General features: G+C 64.2%; 5 protein-coding genes and 1 pseudogene. 4 read left to right on the forward strand and 2 right to left on the reverse strand.

Translation table 11 applies throughout. The features are described 5' to 3' along the window. The 4 genes and pseudogenes from VRZ08_RS24995 to VRZ08_RS25010 form a co-directional block, all read left to right on the forward strand. Positions 1–677 (forward strand): annotated as a pseudogene (locus VRZ08_RS24995) (DNA primase); the annotation flags it as partial. 259 nt (positions 678–936) lie between these two features. Next, positions 937–3,033 carry an RNA polymerase sigma factor RpoD gene (rpoD, locus tag VRZ08_RS25000; RefSeq protein WP_047307036.1) on the forward strand — a complete coding sequence of 699 codons (2,097 nt, stop codon included), beginning with the start codon at positions 937–939 and terminating at the stop codon, positions 3,031–3,033. Between the two features lie 72 nt (positions 3,034–3,105). Next, complete coding sequence (locus tag VRZ08_RS25005) at positions 3,106–3,384, forward strand: hypothetical protein (protein WP_263990911.1); 279 nt, start codon at positions 3,106–3,108, stop codon at positions 3,382–3,384. A 13-nt stretch (positions 3,385–3,397) separates the two neighbouring features. Further along, entirely contained in the window at positions 3,398–3,682 is a 285-nt protein-coding gene (locus tag VRZ08_RS25010) for a type II toxin-antitoxin system RelE/ParE family toxin (protein ID WP_164574101.1), read from the forward strand. 166 nt (positions 3,683–3,848) lie between these two features. Here the strand turns inward: VRZ08_RS25010 and VRZ08_RS25015 are convergent, their stop codons facing one another. Continuing rightward, positions 3,849–4,172 carry a HigA family addiction module antitoxin gene (locus VRZ08_RS25015; protein ID WP_414534244.1) on the reverse strand — a complete coding sequence of 108 codons (324 nt, stop codon included), beginning with the start codon at positions 4,170–4,172 and terminating at the stop codon, positions 3,849–3,851. 72 nt (positions 4,173–4,244) lie between these two features. Beyond that, positions 4,245–4,472 carry a type II toxin-antitoxin system RelE/ParE family toxin gene (locus VRZ08_RS25020; RefSeq protein ID WP_414534245.1) on the reverse strand — a complete coding sequence of 76 codons (228 nt, stop codon included), beginning with the start codon at positions 4,470–4,472 and terminating at the stop codon, positions 4,245–4,247. Positions 4,473–4,631: the final 159 nt, after the last annotated feature.

The raw sequence follows: 4,631 nt of genomic DNA on the forward strand, positions 1-4,631 counted from the left end.
GTCCCGGACGCCCGCGCGGCGGTTTTACACAGGGCGGCGGCGGGTTTGCCCCGCGCGGGCGTCCGGGACAACCGACGCCGATGCTGGGCCGCGGCCCCTACCAGATTGCCAGCCCGGACCTGATTGCCAGCCCGATCATGCGCGGCCAGCGCTCGGCGATGTCGCGCCGCGAGGCCCTGATCCTGATCTCGCTGCTCAACCACCCCTGGCTGCTCGACGACCATCTGGAGGAAATCGCCGCACTGGAATTCGCCCATCCAGAGGCGCACCGGCTGCGGGCGGCGATCATCGCCGCCTTCGCCCAGCATCACCACCGCGGCGACGATCCGGCCGAGCAGGCCGAGAAGCTCCGCGCAGATTTGGTTAAGGCAGGATTATCCGAGCAATTGCAGCGGGTTGAGCGGGCGATTACGACCTCGGCGGTGTGGGGGGCGGGCCCCAAGGCGGCGCGCGAGGACGTCCTTTCGACGTGGCAGCAACTCGTTGCCTTGCATCGACAATCCCACTCCTTACTTAGGGAATTGAAGGATGCCGAGCTGGCTTTGGGTGAAGACGGCAGCGAGGCGAATATGCGGTGGTTGAACGACGTCAAGGCGCGCCTGGCGCAGGTCGAGGGGACCGAGGCGCTGATCGAGGGATTCGGCGAATCCTCCGGCCGGTTCCAGCGCAGCGTGTGAGGCGGTCAGCGGAAGGCCCCGGGCGGGTGTCGAGTCGAAAAGACTCGCCAATCCCCGGATTTAGCTGCAAAAACAGGGTTAGTAAGGGCTTAACGGCATTCCGGTAGAAGGCCTTCGGGCGACCAATTTGGGTAACCAGCGAGCGGGATCGTGCGGGGTGGCGCAGGCGGGCGCCGCCCTTTGTGCGTCTCTCCCGATAAGGCAAGTTTTCATGGCGGCGCGGTGACGCCTCGTCCGTGAGCGCGTTCAGGAGCAGTGGATGGCCAGCAAGGCGAAGACGGTTCAGGTGCAGGACAAGGACAAGGACGACAAGGTAGACGCGCCGGAGAAGGACTCCGTCGACGCTCCCTCGCCGCTCCTCGACCTGTCGGATGCGGCCGTCAAGAAGATGATCAAGCAGGCGAAGAAGCGCGGCTTCGTCACCTTCGATCAGCTCAATGAAGTGCTGCCCTCCGACACCACGTCGCCGGAGCAGATCGAAGACATCATGTCGATGCTGTCCGACATGGGCATCAATGTGTCCGAGGCGGAAGACACCGAGGCCGAAGAGGAAGAGGCCAAGGAAGAGGCCGACGAGGAGCTCGACAACGATCTGGTCGAAGTCACCGCCAAGGCCGTCACCGAGACCAAGAAGTCCGAGCCCGGCGAGCGCACCGACGATCCCGTCCGCATGTATCTGCGCGAGATGGGCACCGTCGAGCTGCTGTCGCGCGAGGGCGAAATCGCCATCGCCAAGCGGATCGAAGCCGGCCGCGAGGCGATGATCGCCGGCCTGTGCGAAAGCCCGCTGACCTTCCAGGCGATCATCATCTGGCGCGACGAACTCAACGAAGGAAAGATCTTCCTTCGCGACATCATCGATCTCGAAGCGACCTACGCCGGCCCCGAAGGCAAGAACAACATCGGCGAGCCCGGTGAGGAAGCCGCGGCCGAAGGCGAGGGCGGTGCGCCCGCGCACGTCGCGCCGCCGGCGGCTCCGCCGTCCGCCACCCCGTTCCGTCCCGCGCAGCAGCGCGGCGCCGCGCCGGCCGAAGGCGAGGGCGAAGGCGCGCCCGAGGGCGACGGCGACGACGACGAGTTCGAGAACCAGATGTCGCTCGCCGCGATCGAGGCCGAGCTCAAGCCGAAGGTGGTCGAGACCTTCGACAAGATCGCCGACAACTACAAGAAGCTGCGCAAGCTGCAGGAGCAGGACATCGCCAACCAGCTGCAGAACGAGCAGCTGTCGCCGTCGCAGGAGCGCAAGTACAAGAAGCTGAAGGACGAGATCATCGTCGAGGTGAAGTCGCTGCGCCTCAACCAGGCCCGTATCGACTCGCTCGTCGAGCAGCTCTACGACATCAACAAGAAGCTGGTGTCGTTCGAGAGCCGCCTGATGCGGCTCGCCGACAGCCACGGCGTCGCCCGCGACGACTTCCTGCGCAACTATCAGGGCTCGGAGCTCGATCCGCGCTGGCTCAACCGGGTGTCGAAGCTCTCGGCCAAGGGCTGGAAGAACTTCGTCCACCACGAGAAGGACCGGATCAAGGACCTGCGCCAGGAAGTGCAGTCGATGGCGGCGCTCACCGGCCTCGAGATCGGCGAATTCCGCAAGATCGTCCACTCGGTGCAGAAGGGCGAGCGCGAAGCCCGTCAGGCCAAGAAGGAAATGGTCGAGGCCAACCTCCGCCTCGTGATCTCGATCGCCAAGAAGTACACCAACCGCGGCCTGCAGTTCCTCGATCTCATTCAGGAAGGCAACATCGGCCTGATGAAGGCGGTCGACAAGTTCGAGTACCGCCGCGGCTACAAGTTCTCGACCTACGCCACCTGGTGGATCCGGCAGGCGATCACCCGCTCGATCGCCGACCAGGCCCGCACCATCCGCATCCCGGTGCACATGATCGAGACGATCAACAAGATCGTGCGCACCTCCCGGCAGATGCTCAACGAGATCGGCCGCGAGCCGACCCCCGAAGAGCTCGCCGAGAAGCTCGGCATGCCGCTGGAGAAGGTCCGCAAGGTCCTGAAGATCGCCAAGGAGCCGCTGTCGCTCGAAACCCCGGTGGGTGACGAAGAGGACAGCCATCTCGGCGATTTCATCGAGGACAAGAACGCGGTGCTGCCGATCGACGCCGCGATCCAGTCCAACCTGCGCGAGACCACCACGCGCGTGCTGGCCTCGCTGACCCCGCGCGAAGAACGCGTGCTGCGCATGCGCTTCGGCATCGGCATGAACACCGACCACACGCTGGAAGAAGTCGGCCAGCAGTTCTCGGTGACCCGCGAACGCATCCGCCAGATCGAAGCGAAAGCGCTGCGCAAGCTGAAGCATCCGAGCCGGTCAAGGAAGCTGCGGAGCTTCCTGGATAACTAACGAGAGTGAGGTGGGCACATGCGCGAAGCGCCTTGCCCACCTTTCACGCCTGATGAAGCCGAGGCAACGCCGATGGCATCGAAGCGGCAGCTGATCGAGGTCGACGAGACCACCGCAACCCGTCTTCGCGAACGCGCCGATGCCCAGGGCATCTCGGTCGCCGAAGTGGTCGCTGGCCTGACAGCGCTTGCCGAGAGTCCTGTCGAAATTTCCCCCGAAGACCTCGCCGCGCTCGACCGGCAATGGGCGGCGATTCAGTCTGGCGAAGAGGAAGTGGTCTCTCATGATCAGGTCGCGCGCTGGCTGGAGACCTGGGGCACGCCGGACTACAAGCCGTTTCCGGTGAAATGAAGCGCCCTGTGCCATGAAGCTCTCGTGGTCGAGGGCTGCGCTTGCCGACCTGAACCGCTTTGCGGCTTTTCTTCAGGACCATCATCCCGCCTTGGCCCGGCGCATCGGCGTCGAAATCTTAAAGCGGGCGGAAGTCCTCAGCGACTACCCGGAATTTGGCCGCCCGATCCGTGATAGGGATTTTCGCGAGCTGGTCCTTCCGGTCATGGGTGGGACCTACGTTCTCCGTTATGCCCACGGCGCCAACGGCGTCGTCATCCTGCGCGTCTTCCACAGCCGCGAACAGCGCGACACATAGGTCACCACAAGCCGCAGCGCGCTCCCTCTCCCGCTTGCGGGAGAGGGCTGGGGTGAGGCGACGCGAGCACTGACTCGGCAAGCGCCACGGGATAAGTTGGCCGAAGCCGCAACCCATCATCTTCGCTGCGGCGCATGACGCCCTCGCGTCTGCGCCTACGGGGCTGCTAGTCCGCCGCGCCCGCGTAGCGCGCAATCTTGATCTCGCCGGCGCGCTTGCGCGCCTCGGCGATATCGAAGCTGTTCTGCATGCGCATCAAGGTGTCCATCGACACGCCGAACGCCTTTTCGATGCGGAGCGCCATCTCGGACGACAGCGAGGAGCGCTCGTTCAGAACCGCGGACAGCGCCGGCCGGGTGACGCCCAAGACTTTCGCGGCTTCGGTGACGGACAGCCGGAGCGGTTCGATGATCTCGTGCTTCACGAAGCTGCCCGGGTGTACCGGGCTTTTCATGCGCAGGTCGGTCTTTGTCCGCATCGTCGGTCTCATCAAAAGCGTCCTAATGGTAGTCCTCGTAGTCGAGATCGATGATCTCGATCCCATCCTTGTCGATCTGGAAGGTTAGCCGCCAGTCTTGGTGACGAACAGACTCCATGTCCCCTTGCGATCCCCGGTCAGCCTGTGCGCCTTCCAGCTCGGGACTGTTCGGAGTTCGTCCTCCCGCTCCATGTCCTGCAGAAACGAAATCATGCGGCGCAGCTTGTCCGCGATAGCCGCTTGAACCCCGCCAGCATCATCCTCTTCGATGAGCCGCCGGAGCCCTTTGTGCAGGACATTCCGAATTCTCATGGAGAGAAAGATATAGGACGGAGGCGTCTTCTGTAAAGCGACGCTTTACAGTCCGGAGCAAAGATACGATCTGCGTTACGCCGGGACCTGCCGGGCTAACCCGGCTACGCCCGCCACTCCCGCACCAAGCCCGCCCCAGCCACAGCCCGCTCCCTCTCC

It is taken from the genome of Rhodopseudomonas sp. G2_2311 (assembly GCF_047501505.1).
In the GTDB taxonomy this organism is placed as follows: Bacteria; Pseudomonadota; Alphaproteobacteria; order Rhizobiales; family Xanthobacteraceae; genus Rhodopseudomonas; species Rhodopseudomonas palustris_H.